The organism is Moorena sp. SIO4A5 (assembly GCF_010672005.1).
In the GTDB taxonomy this organism is placed as follows: domain Bacteria; phylum Cyanobacteriota; class Cyanobacteriia; order Cyanobacteriales; family Coleofasciculaceae; genus Moorena.
The window spans coordinates 59,397-74,673 of the sequence record NZ_JAAHHZ010000016.1 but is presented as its reverse complement, the minus strand read 5'-3'; the positions used below and the strand labels follow the sequence as shown (position 1 = coordinate 74,673).

General features: G+C 40.7%; 16 protein-coding genes. 5 read left to right on the top strand and 11 right to left on the bottom strand.

What is annotated here, in order from left to right; genetic code table 11:
• The first annotated feature begins 7 nt into the window (after nt 1-7).
• Nucleotides 8-232, top strand: a complete 225-nt coding sequence (locus tag F6K57_RS08385) for a hypothetical protein (RefSeq protein WP_293020328.1) — start codon at nt 8-10, stop codon at nt 230-232.
• Nucleotides 233-481: 249 nt separating this feature from the next.
• The gene (locus F6K57_RS08380) at nt 482-763 is read left to right on the top strand and encodes a hypothetical protein (RefSeq protein ID WP_293066469.1); all 282 of its coding nucleotides are present in this window, start codon (nt 482-484) and stop codon (nt 761-763) included.
• 196 nt (nt 764-959) lie between these two features.
• Here the strand turns inward: F6K57_RS08380 and F6K57_RS08375 are convergent, their stop codons facing one another.
• The 8 genes from F6K57_RS08375 to F6K57_RS08340 all read right to left on the bottom strand — a co-directional run bounded on the left by F6K57_RS08375 (nt 960) and on the right by F6K57_RS08340 (nt 11,559).
• The gene (locus F6K57_RS08375) at nt 960-2,189 is read right to left on the bottom strand and encodes a right-handed parallel beta-helix repeat-containing protein (RefSeq protein ID WP_293066525.1); all 1,230 of its coding nucleotides are present in this window, start codon (nt 2,187-2,189) and stop codon (nt 960-962) included.
• 12 nt (nt 2,190-2,201) lie between these two features.
• Nucleotides 2,202-3,305, bottom strand: coding sequence for a pectinesterase family protein (locus F6K57_RS08370; RefSeq protein WP_293066466.1), 1,104 nt, complete (start codon nt 3,303-3,305; stop codon nt 2,202-2,204).
• A 66-nt stretch (nt 3,306-3,371) separates the two neighbouring features.
• The gene (locus tag F6K57_RS08365; protein ID WP_293020323.1) at nt 3,372-3,806 is read right to left on the bottom strand and encodes a helix-turn-helix domain-containing protein; all 435 of its coding nucleotides are present in this window, start codon (nt 3,804-3,806) and stop codon (nt 3,372-3,374) included.
• 519 nt (nt 3,807-4,325) lie between these two features.
• Entirely contained in the window at nt 4,326-5,111 is a 786-nt protein-coding gene (locus F6K57_RS08360) for a 16S rRNA (uracil(1498)-N(3))-methyltransferase (RefSeq protein ID WP_293020322.1), read from the bottom strand.
• Nucleotides 5,112-5,334: 223 nt separating this feature from the next.
• Nucleotides 5,335-6,735 (bottom strand): TldD/PmbA family protein, encoded by a 1,401-nt coding sequence (locus F6K57_RS08355; protein ID WP_293066461.1) that lies wholly within the window; start codon nt 6,733-6,735, stop codon nt 5,335-5,337.
• A gap of 511 nt (nt 6,736-7,246) precedes the next feature.
• A complete protein-coding gene (locus F6K57_RS08350) occupies nt 7,247-7,873 on the bottom strand; it encodes a hypothetical protein (RefSeq protein WP_293066458.1) in 627 nt (208 codons plus the stop codon).
• 478 nt (nt 7,874-8,351) lie between these two features.
• Nucleotides 8,352-10,421, bottom strand: a complete 2,070-nt coding sequence (locus tag F6K57_RS08345; RefSeq protein ID WP_293020316.1) for an AAA family ATPase — start codon at nt 10,419-10,421, stop codon at nt 8,352-8,354.
• 61 nt (nt 10,422-10,482) lie between these two features.
• The gene (locus F6K57_RS08340) at nt 10,483-11,559 is read right to left on the bottom strand and encodes an RRXRR domain-containing protein (protein ID WP_293020314.1); all 1,077 of its coding nucleotides are present in this window, start codon (nt 11,557-11,559) and stop codon (nt 10,483-10,485) included.
• Between F6K57_RS08340 and F6K57_RS08335 the strand changes: the two genes are divergently transcribed.
• Nucleotides 11,558-11,803: a hypothetical protein gene (locus tag F6K57_RS08335; protein ID WP_293020312.1), complete on the top strand. Its 246-nt coding sequence runs from the start codon at nt 11,558-11,560 to the stop codon at nt 11,801-11,803. The genes F6K57_RS08340 and F6K57_RS08335 overlap by 2 nt on opposite strands.
• Here the strand turns inward: F6K57_RS08335 and F6K57_RS08330 are convergent.
• Nucleotides 11,783-12,049, bottom strand: coding sequence for a hypothetical protein (locus F6K57_RS08330; RefSeq protein WP_293020310.1), 267 nt, complete (start codon nt 12,047-12,049; stop codon nt 11,783-11,785). The genes F6K57_RS08335 and F6K57_RS08330 overlap by 21 nt on opposite strands.
• 23 nt (nt 12,050-12,072) lie before the next feature.
• On the bottom strand, nt 12,073-12,207 hold the full coding sequence (locus F6K57_RS08325) for a hypothetical protein (protein WP_293066454.1): 135 nt from the start codon (nt 12,205-12,207) through the stop codon (nt 12,073-12,075).
• A 208-nt stretch (nt 12,208-12,415) separates the two neighbouring features.
• Between F6K57_RS08325 and F6K57_RS08320 the strand changes: the two genes are divergently transcribed.
• Nucleotides 12,416-13,540: an SGNH/GDSL hydrolase family protein gene (locus F6K57_RS08320; RefSeq protein ID WP_293066451.1), complete on the top strand. Its 1,125-nt coding sequence runs from the start codon at nt 12,416-12,418 to the stop codon at nt 13,538-13,540.
• A 98-nt stretch (nt 13,541-13,638) separates the two neighbouring features.
• Nucleotides 13,639-14,079, top strand: coding sequence for a surface-adhesin E family protein (locus F6K57_RS08315; protein ID WP_293040484.1), 441 nt, complete (start codon nt 13,639-13,641; stop codon nt 14,077-14,079).
• A gap of 79 nt (nt 14,080-14,158) precedes the next feature.
• On the opposite strand, the gene F6K57_RS08310 is transcribed toward F6K57_RS08315, so the two are convergent.
• Nucleotides 14,159-15,055, bottom strand: a complete 897-nt coding sequence (locus F6K57_RS08310) for a hypothetical protein (protein ID WP_293066448.1) — start codon at nt 15,053-15,055, stop codon at nt 14,159-14,161.
• Between the last annotated feature and the right edge of the window lie 222 nt (nt 15,056-15,277).

The following is a 15,277-nucleotide window of genomic DNA, read 5'->3' as shown; positions in this document are numbered from 1 at the left end:
CGAACGCATGATTTCTAAAATTGCTGGAAATTCAGACAGTAAAGGATTTTCACCCTTTGTTGCTCAACCAACGCAGTATCGAGATTATCCAAAATTGTTGAAATTTCCGACAGTAAAGGATTTTCACGGCTTTGTTGCTCAACAAGGGGGGATCACATTATTTCTAAAATTGTTGAAATTTCCGACAGTAAAGGATTTTCAGGCTTTGTTGCTGTTGCTAGCGCTATCGTGATCATCCGAAATTGTTGTAATTTTCGATAACTATCGTGGGTTGATTAAGCTAGCGCTATTGTTATTAGCCCAAATTGCTAGAATTTTCGATAACTATCGCGCGTTGCTCAAGCTAACGCGATCGCATTATTTCTAAAATTGCTGAAATTTCCGACAGTAAGGATTTTCACGGCTTTGTTGCTGTTGCTAGTAGTATCGTGATTACCCAAAATTGCTGAAATTTTCGACAGTAAAGGATTTTCACCCTTTGTTGATTAAGCTAGCGCTATTGTTATTAGCCCAAATTGTTGGAATTTTCGATAACTATCGTGGGTTGATTAAGCTAGCGCTATTGTTATTAGCCCAAATTGCTGGAATTTTCGATAATCCAAGGATTTTCACGGCTTTGTTGCTGTTGCTAGTGCGATTGACATGCAGTCAAGCTACGCGATCGCGATTAGCCCAAATTGCTGGAATTTACGACAGTCGGAGGATTGAGTGGAAAAATTTAACTACTGTTATAGTTATTGACCGCTTTTGCTGGCCAATGTGAATGATAGGGCGATCAACAAGGCTGAAGGCGTACGCATGATCATCAAAAATTGCTGAAATATCCGACAGTCAACGAATTGGAGTGAAAAACTTATCCCAACCTTATGTCATTAACTTATCATTATTGATAATTACCCAGTCTTTAAAACTGGTTATACCTCAAGATTTAGAGCATAGTTCACCGAAAAATAATTGAATTAAAGAGATCTATTAAGCTGATACTTGGATACTAACTTAGATTGCTTAAAAAGTGGCTTAAAAAGCCTACTTTGCCAGGCCCAACCCGTTATCAATGAGGCTAAAAAGCTATAAATATTAAAACTTAGCAAAAAAGTATATCCTAAATTTGCGCCTAATACTAGGGTGAGAGATATTATTTCGATAATATATTGTTTATTAAACCTATTTTTACGCAGTTTGTAAAATACAAATCCAATCACAGCTAAGGCTAAAGCTATAGTGGGAGTAATTACCAAACCCCCAGCTATAGCTACAGGTAAGGCAATAGAAAGACTTAGTATACCAGCAATTCCTAAATAGAATGGTCTATTACTCCTAAGAATACAGCGACGAAACAATGGATTACATCCTTCTTCAATTTGAATTCCTGGAAAAGGATGGTTTTCAATTCGACAACGACGGAGAGTAGGATTACTGTTATTATTAATTTGCACTCCTAGACTAGTATTAGCATAGATGTCGCAGTCTTCTAGAGTTCCTAATCCATTGTCTGTAATCCCAATTCCGAAACTTTTACCATCATAAATACGACAGCGACGGAGCGTGGGATTGCTACCTTTATCAATAGACACTCCTAGACTAGTATTACCATAGATATCGCAGTCTTCTAGAGTTCCTAATCCATTGTCTGTAATCCCAATTCCGAAACTTTTACCATCATAAATACGACAGCGACGGAGAGTAGGATTGCTACCTTTATCGATCTGCACTGCTGAATAAGTATTACCATAGATGTCGCAGTCTTCTAGGGTTCCTAATCCATTGTCTGTAATCCAAATTCCGTTTTGTTTATCATCATAAATACGACAGCGACGGAGCGTGGGATTGCTAGCTTTATCGATATCAACTCCTCGATAAGTATTACCATAGATGTCGCAGTCTTCTAGGGTTCCTAATCCATTGTATATAATCAAAATTCCGTTTTGTTTACCATCATAAATACGACAGTTACGGAGCGTGGGATTGCTAGCTTTATCGATCTGCACTCCTGAAGCAATATTGCCATAGATGCCGCAGTCTTCTATGGTGCCTAATCCATTGTCTGTAATCCAAATCCCGGTTTGTTTGCCATCATAAATCCGACAGCTACGGATGGTAGGATTGCTACCTTTAGTGATCTTAGCTCCTTGATAAGTATTGCCATAGATATCGCAGTCTTCTATGGTGCCTAATCCATTGTCTGTAATCCAAATTCCGTTTTATTTACAATCATAAATACGACAGTTACGGAGCGTGATATTGCTATTTTTATTAATCTTAATTCCTTGATAATTATTGCTATAAATGTCGCAGTCTTCTATTACTCCTTGACCATTGTATTTAATTTCAATTCCGTCTTCTTTGCCATCATAAATACGACAGCGACGGATAGTAGGATTCCCACCTTTATCAATAGACACTCCTGAATAAGTATTGCCATAGATGTCGCAGTCTTCTAGGGTGCCTAATCCATTGTCTGTAATCCAAATTCCGTCTTCTTTACCATCATAAATACGACAGTTACGGATAGTGGGATTGCTAGCTTTACCGATATACACTCCTGGATAAGTATTACCATAAATGTCGCAGTCTTCTAGGGTGCCTAATCCATTGTCTGTAATCCAAATTCCGTCTTTTTTTCCATCATAAATACGACAGCGACCAATCGTGGGATTGCCAACTTTGTCAATATACACTCCTGAATAAGTATTGCCATATATGTCGCAGTCTTCTATAGTTCCTAATCCATTGTATTTAATCGAAATACCGCAACTTTTACCATCATAAATACGACAGCGACGGATCATGGGATTGCCACCTTTATCGATCTTCACTCCTGAATAAGTATTGCCATAGATGTCGCAGTCTTCTATTACTCCTTGACCATTATCTTTAATCTGAATACCGTTACCTTGCCCATCATGAATACAGCAGCGACGAATAATGGGATTTGCTTCAGAACCACAAATAACTATACCACAGTCATAGGCGGTCAGATCACAATCTTCAAGGATTAACTGTCCCTTGGGGACACACACACCTACAGTGGATTCTCGCAAAGTGAAGCCTCGCACTATTGCATAGTCTGTTTGCATCAGAATGCAGTTCAGATTAGTGGCCTCAATAACAATATCGGAGACTTTCCCATCTCCTAAAATTTCTAGAGATTTATCAATAACAATGCTTTCTCTATAAATCCCTGGCTTTACTAAAATTATGGTTTCAGGTTGGGCATTTTTAATCGCCTCCGCAATTGTTGTGTAGTCAGCCCTATCCGATTTAGCAACAACTACAGTTTTCTTTGAATATAAATTACTTGTCACAGTCTAAAAGTATTTAACGATTCACTGCTAGTTCCCCTAAACAGACCCAAAAATAGTAAAGTCCCACTAGCCAAAAAGTTTGGTCAAAATTTCCACAGAAGGATCAACTTCCAGCCACACTGTAGCTCCACAATCCTTGGGACAATTAGGTTGATAAACTAACCGAGACGGTCCTTTGATTTCCACATAATGACCGTAGGTGTTGCGATTACCTTGTTTGACGGTTAGGACAGGCTCGTAGGTGTCGTTCTTTTTATTTTGCCTAATGACGTTCTGGTTGACATGAACGTAAGTGGCCACCTTTTGGAAACCTCTTCTCCAGGTTCCCTTTGGTCCACGGCGACCGGGACTGACCTTGGGCAAGCCGTTAAATAGGGGAATTTGCCAAAATCTGCCAACTTTTTGAGCACCCTTAATTCTGCCATTTTTGAGAAGTTGACGGACTCGTTGGACACAAATTCCTAGAAGAAAAGCTGCTTGGGTAGTTCCGACTACGGTCATTTTTTTTGCTCCTTTAATTAGCGCTATACTTAGAATAACACATTATTTCTGTATTTGCCAAATTTTTACAAAAATTCATAAAGTGATACCGGAAATTTAAATAGCGCTACTCTTTTAGGGGTTGTAAAGAGTATATGGGATGATTAGTGTTGATGGCTATACTATAGCGCTAATTTAATTTTGGGATTCATGGAAGCTATACTATAGCGCGAACCTTATTCAGGGCTTACGGGGTGTATAAAGTAATTGGATTTAATCTTTTTTTAAAATAGCGCTATTTTTATTTCGAGCAAAAATTATCTAGCGCTATTTTTATTTCAGTTAGCTTACTATAACGCTATAGTTTGCGAAAATTTGGTGATCAAATTTTTTTTACTAGCCCTACCCTTTTAGAAGAGTTAAGGGTTGTATGGGTTGATTAGATTGAATTTCACACTTAAACTAGCGCTATAGTAATTGAATTGAACCATGGACAAACCCAGTTTATTGCCTAAGTTGCCCATGGATGTTATTAATTGCTTAAGCAAAATCCTCACCGTTTGCCTTAACTGATGATTCCGACACTGCTGCTACTATAGACAAGCTAACAATAGGAGCAGTGATAGCTCGGAGAATACGACTTCCTAGAGAAACAGCGATAAATCCAGCAGCAGTGGCTTGTTCTAGCTCTTGAGTTGTCCAACCACCCTCAGGTCCGGTAGCAATGACAATGCCAGGATGTTGAGCAGGGTCTGTTTGGCCAGTATCCAATCCTAATCGTAAATCTAATAAGCAATTGAGTAGATGGGGAGCCTTTCCCCGAGCTACACAAATATAGCGATAGGCTTCTAGGGTTTCCGGTAACTGAAGACTATCGGAAAAGTCAACAGGGTCAAGAATTTTCGGTACAACTTCCCGTTCTGATTGCTCTGCTGCTTCTTGGGTAATCCGTCGCCACCTCTGGAGCTTTTGAGGGCTAGGATTGAGTAAAGTGCGATCGCTTTTCAACGGCACAATCCGAGTCACTCCCAACTCCGTTGCCATCAGACAAATTTGCTCAAATCCACTCCCTTTAGGCATAGCCGCCATCAAGGTTACCTGTTTAGGCAATTCAGTTTGAATGTGCTCAGATGCGACAATTTTAGCTTGAGTCAAATCACCTTCTAGCTCGCTAACGTACCAGCCACCCTCTCCATCCATAGCAATAAAGCGATCGCCCTTTCTCAGCCGCAACACTCTAATTAGATAATGCTGTTGGGCATCAGTTAAAACAATCCCTTGGTCTTGACACTGTGTAGGTGATATCACCAAGCGTTGGATACTCATTGCTTTTGCTACAGTTGTAGGGAACTCTGGATCACAGACAACGACAGATAGCAGAGTGGGACTTTGGAGAATAGTTTTCGACTGTTACTAATGCTCGATTAGCCATTACTCCTTTGTTTTTCAACCTCCAACCTTCAACCTCCAACCTTCAACCTCCAAACCTCCAACCTTCAACCTCCAAACCTTGGCCTTTGGCCACGCTACGCGAACAACCTTCAAACCTTCAACCTTCAACTTCTCCACCAACTACCACATTCCGAATCCTTAAACTTGGTCCTGCACAGCCTACAGCTAAGCCACTTTGTCCACCTTTACCACAGCCACCGGATTCATCCCAATAGAAATCATCACCAATAGCTTCAATATCAGCTAAGGTCTTGAACACGTTACCAGAAAGGGTGACATCTCGCACAGGTTCAGCAATTTGACCATTGCGAATCATCCAAGCTTCTCCAGCGCTAAAGGTAAACATTTCGCCATTAGTCATACCTCCTAGCCAATTGCGAGCATAAACTCCTACTGTGATATCATCGAACAACTGTGCTACTGGAGTAGCTCCAGGTCCTATCCAAGTATTAGTCATCCGAACAATCGGGGGATAGTGGTAATTGAGACAACGAGCATTACCAGTAGGAGTTTCCCCTAATCTACCAGCAGTTTCACGGGAGTGAAGACGTCCAACTAATACACCATCTTTAATCAACTGAGTGGTAGTGGCTGGAGTGCCTTCATCATCGTAGAAATAGCTACCCCGGTGTCCTTGGGGAGCAGCTCCATCAAAGATTTGTAATTCTTTTGGGCCAAAACGACGCCCTATACTCATCACTTCTAGTAAGTCAGGATTTTCTGAAGCCATGTCGGCTTCAGAAAGGTGTCCAAAGGCTTCGTGGACAAACAAACCAGTCAGAATGGGGTCGATAACTACTGTATAATTACCACCTGTAACTGGTGGTAAGGATAGAGCATCGACAGCACGTTGAGCTGCTCCATGGACTTGTTGATCAAGATTGGTTAGGTCTTCATAGCCTTGGCGAGAGCCAATAGTTTCTCTACCAGTTTGGACACTATCGCCATTACGAGCAGTAGCAGCAAAACGCATTTCCAGATCTGCCCAAGACTGCTCTATCAAGGTACCTTCGGAAGTAGCAATGATGATGCGTTGGTTAATATCCCCATACCGGACAGAAGTAGTAGCAATGCTATTGTCATAACTTCTGAGAATTTGATTGTAGCGATCGCATAATGCTTTCTTCTGCGCCAAGGGAATTTCCCTAGGGTCTGTACCAGTCAGGGGTAACTTACAAACATCCTGTATTGGTTCAATGGGAGCAAGGGTGGTTTCTTGATTACCCACAATCCTAGCTGCTGCGATCGCATCTTCGACTCGTTCTTTAATAGCGCTAAGCTGGTTAAAACTCGAAAAACCCCATCCTCCATTATAACATGCCCTTACTTGTCCACCGATAGACAGACCTTCACTCAGGGTTTCTATCTTGTCACCCCGTAATAAAATGCTAGTTCCTTCGGCTTCTTCTAAGCGAATGGCTAAGTAATCGACGCGGGAGCCATATTGAGCAATTAGGTCACAGAGTAAGTTTTTGGTATCGGTTAGGACAATGGGCATAGTAGAGGATATAGCAAATAACTATTCTATTGTGCAATGAGTAGGGTATCTAGTGCTATTGTAAGCATTCAGCCGTCAGCTATCAGCTTATGTTCTTTGTTTTACGTGAGATGATGTTAAAACTTACAATATTATAGCACAATTTACCCCTTATATTCTTCAACATAAGCAGCAAGGTAACCCTCAACCCTAGTCACTTCAATAATATTGACTACTTGTGACAATTCACACTATTCTCCAGAAGGAGCATCAACATCTCAATACCAAATCATAACTATTAACAATATTGATAATCATAACAATAACCAAAACACTACTGAAACCAATAATATTATTGCTTACCCCTTGATTTAGTCTCTATTATATTATATAGCACTACGCATTCAGATGTTTGACATTCATAAACTCCGAAACTTAGTCATAGCTTACTTTTGACTTCTGACTTCTAACTTCTGACTTGCGCGTAGCGCTATACTTCCCGATTTTTCTGGCCACTATCCCAGAATTATCACTAGGTTTCAGCAAGAGATTGAGGGCGAGTGCTATTAATAATCTGTGACAGAATACCGAGCAGAGCCTCTAAATTACCAATAAAGTGTTCTTCTGACTCAATATAAACCGAATTTTTGACCAATTTCATAAATTTCCAGAGGCTGCCAGTTGTTACTCCACCATAGATAAACGGAATAGGATTATTTTTGTGATCATTAAAAATTTGAGCAGCAACCATTTCAGCAATACACTGAGGGATAGCGGATTTAAGGTTATCGTTTTTTGCTTCAACTAGAATAGCAATGGGAGCAGTAACATCCAACTGTTCAGGAGAATGACTAATGATAAAATCACACCTACCGTTTAGCCCTTTACTCTTATCAATAGTAAACTCTGTCCCAGAGAAAAGGCTAATTTTACGGTTAAATTGCTTGCGAATTTCAACTAAAATAGGAGAAACAATCAATTCAGAGCGGGCTTTTTCGGTATCGATTTCCAATCCTAGAGGAAGGTTTTCTTCCAAAATCTCGTTTAATAAAGGGCTAGGAGTAACTGGTTCAACTGATTCAAATAAATTAACTCGTTCTTGAATCGATAGGTTAAATTTATTTTTGAGTGTATCTAGAGTAAATTCACTGTAAGACATTGTATTAACTATATAGATTTGATTTATATCTATATACAGATGTTTTTTATCGGTTTAGGGAGAAAGTGATGGGTTAATGGGAGTAGGGAGTAGAAAGTAGGGAGTAGAGATAGGGAGTCAGGATTCATAACTCATAAATTTGACGTATTGTTAAGGGGAGTATTGTTGCCAAAAAAAAATCGGATTACTAGATGGGATTACTAGATGGGATTACTAGATGCGTTCGCGTAGCGGCTCTGAAAGAGCATCGCACTCAGCTTGTAGAATAACAAAATAGTAACTAATTATGGTAGCATCAACATTAGTTTGTCAGGTAGCAAAAATTATCTCTTTAGAATACTGGCTTAAGGATTACCGGAATAATACCAAATAGGTAGAGGGAGAATTAGTTAAAAAAAACGGTATCACCTTAAAGCACAGTCTAATTCACGCTAAACTCCCCACTTACTTGGGTAATAAACCATGAAGCTTCAACAAACTAGCTATCATTATCGACCTCGACAATCTCAGTATATTCAAACTGATTTGGACTACGCCTTACCAAATCATAACGATTTCCAGCTAGCTCAATAACATCTTCTTCACAATCAGACTTAGGAGAATTGTAAGTCAACACATACTCTTTACCAAGAAAAGGAAGTATCTCATCAGCCACTTCTCCTCGCCACTGAGTCTGAGTCACTAAAACTACTAATTGATTCGCCAGTCTAGGTAAGATATTAGCAATTCGCCGACGATAGATTTCATCCAAGCTTCCAAAGGGAGAATCCATTACAATAGGAAAAGTACTACTATCAGGTCCCATCAGAGAATGCTCTTGACTCCAATCCCTAACTCGGTCAATAATTCCGCCGATAAAGGATAAACTTAGAATCTGATTTTCTCCCGTAGACGCAGCAACTAGATTTTCTTCTCCAAGAGTACTTTCTACTAAGGTTAACTCATACTTATCACTCAACTTAGGGATATAGGGTGTAAAAGAAATTGAGATAAATATCTCCTGGACCCGCTTCTCCAAAGAAGTACGAAACTGAGTTTCCAAACGTTCCCTCACTTCAATTAACCGTTCAATAGAATCTTGAGCAGCAGCAATCCGTCGCTGTATCAACGCCTGCTTACTTTCATTCATTTTGTGCTTAGCAATCTGCTTATCCTTTAAGTCAATGTCTGTATCCAACTGTTCAAGTTGTTGTTGATTCCCTCCTTGTTCTAGAGTTAGCTCCCGAATCCTAGTATCTATCTCATCTAATTGTTGTTGGAGCAGACTGATATCCTCATCGGGAAAGTTACGTAACTTTTTCTTGATATCATCTAGTTGGGTCTCAATTCTAGAAAGCTCAGTTCTTCCCTGAGCAATAGTATCTTGTTGTTGGTCAACATCCTGCCAAAACTCAGGCACCTGTTGGTTAATTTCATCAACCTGGGAACCCATCCTTATTGCGGTTTCTTCCACTTCAGCCATTCCGGCTTTATCCATCCAGGCTGCTACTTGCTGATGAGCATGAGTTCCCTCAGTTAATTCTACACCACAGATACAGCGCTTGTGTTTAAGTAAATCCCCAACAAATTGCCGCTTAATTCCAACAGGTAATTCCCCTCTTTCGGTGATTAAATCTTTGACAATTTCTTGAAAAGTTGAGCTTACCTCTGAGAGCAGCACGGTATAGCCACGAGTTGATATAGCTCGTTTCAAAATATGTTGACTTTGTTTTAGCTGTTCTCTAATTAACTTTTCTCTAGCTTCTAGTTCATCCCGCAGCTGTTGTAACTCCTGAGCGCCACCGAGTTCTAATAACCGTTGACCAATTGTCTTCTTTAGCTCATCTTGATCCTCTAACTCCTGCTTGATTTCCCTTTGACGCTTGATTAGACTCTGGCTCTTCTTTTCCGATTTTCGCTGTTGTTTAAGCAATTGCTTAGTTTCAGAGTCACCAATTAAAGATAATTCATAGTCTAAGGTTTTTTTCGCTTCCCTTAAATGTTTAATGGAGCGATTTAAAACTTCTACCCCTAGCAAGGTCTTGGTTGCTTCCGCAACTTCTGACTTTTTATCGGAGCGTACCAGTTGTTCAATTCGTTCTCCATCAAAAAAGAAGTATTGGTGCAAACTAGCTGGTAAAATTTGACCAATAATATCCTCAGGTAGTTGTTGAGGCAATAACCAGCGTCCATCATCTCCAGCGATTTGGAGATACAATTCTGTGTTACCTTGCTCGACTCCTACCTCAGTTTTGTAAGTACGACATAGACGTTTGACTTGGTAGCGTTTATTATTGTGTTCAAATGCTACTTCTACCCAACAGTCTACTGGTTTATTGAACTGAGCTTCAGCAAGAGCTCGCTTATTCAGCAGTTGGTCTTCTGAAGCAAAAGCAGCACTAAATCTCTCATAGAGTACCCACGAAAAAGCATTCAGGATGGTAGTCTTACCAGCACCATTATTCCCATGAATAATCGTAGTGTTTCGCTCGCCACTAGCTAACACAATCACGGGAGTCTTACCATAAAACTGACGAAAATTACATAGCTGAATCGATAGCAGCTTCATAAGTCTTCGCGGCTTTCGTCCCCATCCCTCTACAGGGTGGGTACGAAAGCCGCGCCTCCAATTAGTGGTTTACAATTAAGCCCGTTGAACGTTTTAGGAGTCGGACTTTGCGGGCAGTGAATTGTCCTATCCGCTTCCAATCGATATCGCTAACGGAAACCTGTTTTGCTGTTCCGCCGCTCACCCAACCACGGGTTACTTTTCCGGCTTTAACAGCTTCAACATAATCTCCTTTGCGAAAACCATGACTAGTAGTTGTTCCACCATATTTGCGCCGTTTTCCACCTTTAGAAAATTGCAACAGGTGTAATTGACGACGACTTATAGGAGCACGTCTAATAACAAAGAGTAAAGTGTTAGTTATATTGCAGTTTTCTGGAACACTCAATTTGCCTTTACTGTGATAGTAATTATTGCGCCGGAAGAATTGAGTAGCAGCTAAAGCTATCCCATCTACCGCATGAGTGTTGACTGACTGCCGACTTTTGTCGGTTTTGTCCTTGACTAGTCCTAACGCTTCCCTTTTTAGAGCAGTCTCCCAGCCTTTTTTTTGAGTGACTGGGGCTATTTTTTCTAGCTGAGATATTGACCAATATTGGCCTACCATAACAGGAGAAAAACCCTTGTTTCCCCTAGCCTTGACTATTTCATAAACGATGACTTTTACTGGGTACAAAAGACTAAGTTCTTTGGCTACTCTTTGCTCTAACTGGCGGTTTGCTCGAATTGAAGGAGGTACCTTTTTGCTTACTCTATTTGAGAATCGTTTTTGTTTATGAGACCTTTGCGAGTAAGGTACCTTGCGGTTTATTCGACGGCTTCTACGAGTTTTTCGCATCATTTGTCGAGTATCCATGCGCACGCGGACTTTGTTGTACGGCAACACTAAATGCCCTGTCCAAAGAGTGGCATTATTTGACTGAACAGCAATACCAGAAAACATTTTTCCAGGATCAATCCCAATAGCAATGTCCTGAGTTTGTTCTCCAGACGGTTGGTTGACTAACTGAACAGCAAAAACATTTAGATCGTTTTGGTAAATAACAGCTAAACCTTGATTAAGCCAACGCCGAGCACGAGAGGCTTTTGTAGGCATCAATGGTTTGCCATCAGGTGAAATAACTGGAACTCGTAGCATGGTGATAAACCTCACGAGAAAAGTATTTGGGTTGATTACCCGTCCCCTGGCCGTAGGCCACGCTACGCGAACGACCACCGAATCTAAGATGTCCTGTCTAACAGCAACTGACGACACAGTTTTGAAGAGATCCGGACTGGGGAAGCATCCGGATGTTCGTACCAAAATTCGGCTCAATGGTCTAGTCAAACACGGACAGTTGGTCGTCTACCCAAGCCCCAACCTAAGAGGATGGGGTTATTGACTGAACTTCTTCCTTGACAATTTTCAGGATATCATCATTAATATTACGGGGAGTTTTCATATAGAGTTTATCCTTTTCTGCCTGCAAGACTCGCTCTATAATTCGGCGCACTTCTAGGGGAGCAGTGATAATCGGCTCCTGGACATCATGGAGTTCATTCTTGCTAGGAGAATAAGTAGAATGTTTTTCAGCTACTCTTCTGGAAATGACTGATGTAGCACCACTGGTAGAGTATCTAAATGCCATAACCGTATTTTTTTTAAAAGCGACTAACCTTTCAGATCGTGTCCGGTTGTTTCGGTAGTATTCTTTGTTGTTGTTTGTTTTAGGAATCGGTAAGGGTGAATAGGGAATAGCTTGGTAGTAATCACACTACTTACCAATTCCCCATTACCAATTATCAATTACCCATGCTTTACAAGAGCGATGTTTCCGGACATGATACCATATCTAGGCTGATTAAATTTATTTTAATACTTTATTGTTTATTTATACTATAACCCAAAAATTTTGCAATATCTTAATAACGAGAGTCACCCAAAGCAGTACTCTATGTCTGTAGGTTTTTAGTTTTGGCTTGAAACGGCTAGGCACAATCACAGACAATCAACGATGAAAAACGCAATTACGGCCTTCGGATTTTCTCTATTCTCTTTAATGTTGCCCTCTGAAGCTAGGGCATATGATTTAGATTTTAGTAATCTTTATGTGTTTGGTGATAGCCTATCGGATCCTGGCAATGTGTTCAATATCAGTAAGGCAGGGAATCAGGTAAATCCCACCATTCCCATCATCCCCCAGAGTCCACCCTACTTTCAGGGACGTTTTAGCAATGGTCCTATCTGGGTAGATTATCTAGCAGATGCTCTAGACATAGAGGTGAAGCGATCTGCTGACTTGTCCGTGGTATTACCGGAATCGCCGATACTTTCTCCAATCACTATCACTCCCGATGGCCCTCGGGTGAGTTTTTTCTTCAATGGTGCGACGACTAATCAAAGCGTAAACTTTGCTTTTGGTGGTTCTCAAGCCGGATTAGCTGGCCTTGGTGAATTCGGGGCGTTGTTACCGGGATTACTCACGCAAGTGGCAGGGTTTACCAATGACCTGATTGTATCTGATCAGATCGGTGACCCCAACGCCCTCTATATTCTGTGGTCGGGTGCCAATGATTACCAGAGTGCGGACCCTCCTAATCCTACTCAGGTCGTGGGCAATATACAGACAGCAGTGAACTCCCTGTATAACTTTGGTGCTCGCAATTTCCTAGTGCTTAACTTACCAGATTTGGGAAAGATACCTCTATCACTGAGACTAGATAGTGTATTATCGACTGGCCTCACGGATTTGACCGACCAACATAACTCTCTGTTGGACTCCACCCTTAACCTTTTGAGCCAATCCTTAGCTGACATTAACCTGATATCCTTCGATGCCAATAACCTATTTAATCAGATTTTGACCAATCCTGGAAACTTTGGTTTCACGAATGTGACGGAAGGGTGCTTAGATGAAACAACGTTTATTGCTTGTGCTAATCCAGACGAGTTTGTATTCTGGGATAGCATCCACCCAACGACAGCTAGCCATCAGATCTTAGCGGAATCTACGATAGCATTACTGAAGTCCCAAGAGAAGTCTGAGTCTGAGTCTGTACCAGAACCAGCGTCTTCTGCCTCCTTAGGAATGATAGGGCTTGCCTGGTTGTTTCGGAAACAGTTAAATAAATCCTGCTAGAGTTTACTATTTACTATAACACAGTGGCAGCTTCCCGAGCTGTCACCGTTGATAATAAATTGATAGTAAATAGTTTAATACTACTATTGGTAAATTCTATGGGGAAATTTCTGTTAATCTTATCTGCGATCGCTTACCTGTCTCAGACTGCTATAGCTCAGACAAAACCAAGGCGTTGGGTCAGAGTCATGTCAAATGCTCAGACAGGCAATATCCACTACTTCGATATCGATTCTTTGGTCAGCACTACTGATGAAATGGGCAATCCCATTCACTCCTTTGATAGTAGGATAGTATTTGGTAATCCTCTCGAACCAGGAGTGTATTCTGCCATTATCACGGTTCAAGTTAATTGCCCTGAGCGTTCCATACGTACATTGCGTTTTGAACAATACGATTCCCAGGGTAGTATAATCAGCCGAGAAGAATCGGAGAATGATTGGTACACAATACCCATGCCCGATACTCCAACGGTTCATGTCATGAATGGTTTTCACACCTTAGCTTGTAAGTCTAATACTAATGTTGTTAACCGTTGACTGTTAACTGTTGACTATTAACTTTTAACTGTTGACTGTTTACTGTTGAGTCGGAACTCTGCACTTTCCGACTCAGGACTCAATTGATATCACTCATCAGAAGATTAACTAATTCTTGGGTGATAGGGAAACCAGTTTGTTGCTCAAAGTGTAAAAACATCGGACTGGGGTTAGCTTCAAGAAACACGTATTCACCATTTGGCTTTAAACGCCAAATCGCCGTCCACTGGAGCCAAAACGCTCTAGTGATAGCTTTGCACTGCTCTTGCACGGTCTTTGGCAGCCTGACCGGAATCAATTGAGCATCGATATCTTCTCGAAAGTAGAGCGACTTGGAGCGAATTTCTGCCGAATACATCGAGTCCCCAATTACATAGGTGCGAATATTTGTGCCAGGGATATACTCCTGTATAGTAACAGGAGAAAGCCGCAGGGCTAAGTTTAGTCGTTCTGGTTGTAGATGTTTTTCTGTTAAAAACTGGACATGAGCACCACCATAGACTGGCTTAAAAATCACTTGGTCACAAGACTTCCTAAATTTAATTATAGCCTCTGGATCATTACTAATTAGAGTATGGGTAATCGTTACACCCATTTGTTCAGCTTTGCTCAATTGTAGAGGTTTTTCCTTATCAAATTCATAAGCTTGCCATGATTTAACCCAGTGAATTGAGTTTCCTTGCATCAACGTTATTAGGGGACTCATAGCATCATTAAAAGCAACTCTCTGCTGTAATATATTTTTGATTGGGGGAATTTGAACTCCAGAAAAATTACGCCAAAAGATGCTACGAATATCTCTTAGACGTAATTGATAGCCATCGGATAGGGTGAGAAGTCCATCTTTAGTGTGTGGCTGCCAAGATAGTCGTAATTTAGTAGGAAACAGAGAAGTGTCGAGATAGTTTGTCTTGCCTCCAGCCTTAGTCAGAGCATGGTTGATATGCGCAGCGTGAGTATCTTCAGGATTGCCCAAAATAAAAAAAAATATTCATCTATTGCCAAACAAAACGAACTAGTAGTTCTACTGTTCTGCTGATCATCCAAGTTATTTTTTGTTTCGGTTTACTAGATAATAGTGTGGCTAATCAATTCAAGATCATACTTGGTTTTGGTTTGGCAAAAAAATTGAATTTTAAAACACCTTATAAGCAAATTTAATTTGGGTATCATATCAGCTATATTTACCTGATAACAG